At 66.0% G+C, this 1,330-nt stretch carries 1 protein-coding gene; it reads right to left on the reverse strand.

The genetic code is table 11. The features are described from left to right. The coding region (locus N005_RS02995) for a condensation domain-containing protein (RefSeq protein WP_047699286.1) at positions 1–1,330 on the reverse strand (1,330 nt) is incomplete at both ends.

Here is a 1,330-nt window from a genome sequence, read left to right on the forward strand (position 1 = left end):
GGTCATCCGGGCGGATGCCCAGGGCCAGCAGGCGGTGAGCGAGCTGGTTGGCCCGGATGTTGAGTTCGCCATAAGTCAGCGTGCTGTCCTCGAACACCACCGCCACGGCGTCGGGTTGCGCCGCCGCCCAGGCCTCGAACTGGCCGTGGATCAATGCATCATCGGCATACACCGCATCCGCAGCATTCCAGGTCTCCAGCAACTGCCGGCGCTCGGCCTGCGGCAGCACCGTCAAGCTGCGTACCGGCGTTTGCGGGGCGTGTTCCAGGGCCTCCACCAGGCTTTGCAGGGCGACCTGCATGTAGCCACTGATGCGTTGGGCACTGATCTGCGCAGCCACCTGAACGGTCAGGCTGAAGTCGTCACCCAAGTCATCGACATTCAGTGTCAGCGGATAGTTGGTCCGCTCTTCACTGGACAGCATCTGCATGCCGCTCCAGGCCGACAGCACTTCGTCAGTCACCTGAGTCGCGCTGTGCCGATAGTTCAGAAGCGCGCTGAACAGCGGGGTTGGCGCGGCCACGCCGCTGCAACGCTGAGCCAGGGCCAGCGACGCATGTTCGTGGCCCAACAGGCCGGTCAAGCGGCCGTGAGTCATGCGGACCGCGTCACGCACACTCTGCCCGTCCACCGGCACACGCACCGGCAAGGTATTGATGAACATGCCCAGCGCCCGGTCGGCCCCTTCGCCGCCCTGCATCCGGCCCAGCAATACCGTGCCGAACACCACGTCTTTCTGCCCGGTCGCCATGCTCAAGACCTGGGCCCAGGCCAGATGGACCAGGCTCGCGGCGCTCACACCGAGCAGTCGGGCCTGGGTCCGCAGACGAAGGCTCAGGACCTGACCGACCGACTCCGTCACCTCGGCGATACCGCGTCCGTCGCCCTGCACCTGGGCCAACCCGAAGGGCAGCGTTGGCTCATCGATGTCAGCCAGCATCTCGCGGAAGAACGCTTCGTGTTCCGCCACGCTCATGCCCAGCCGGGCCTGGGCCACGTAGTTGCGATAAGGCACGGCTTCAGTCAGTTGCCCGGCCTTGCCGGTCAAGTGCGCCTGCATCTCGTGTTGCACCACTTCCAGCGCGGTATGGTCCAGCGCCATGTGATGGAACAACAGAATCGCCAGCCAGCGGTCCTGGGCTTCATCCTGGGCGTAGACCAGCTGCAGCATCGGCGCCCGACGCAGGTCCAGGCGATAGTGGCGCGCATCGAAGCGGCTCGCCAGTTGCGCGGCGACATCGCCGGCCGTGGCATCGGCTTCGAAGCACTGCGGCTCCAACGGCACCTTGCGCCAGACCAGCTGCAGCGGTTCGTCCAGGCCTTCCCAGGC

Source organism: Pseudomonas mediterranea CFBP 5447 (assembly GCF_000774145.1).
Taxonomy (GTDB): domain Bacteria; phylum Pseudomonadota; class Gammaproteobacteria; order Pseudomonadales; family Pseudomonadaceae; genus Aquipseudomonas; species Aquipseudomonas mediterranea.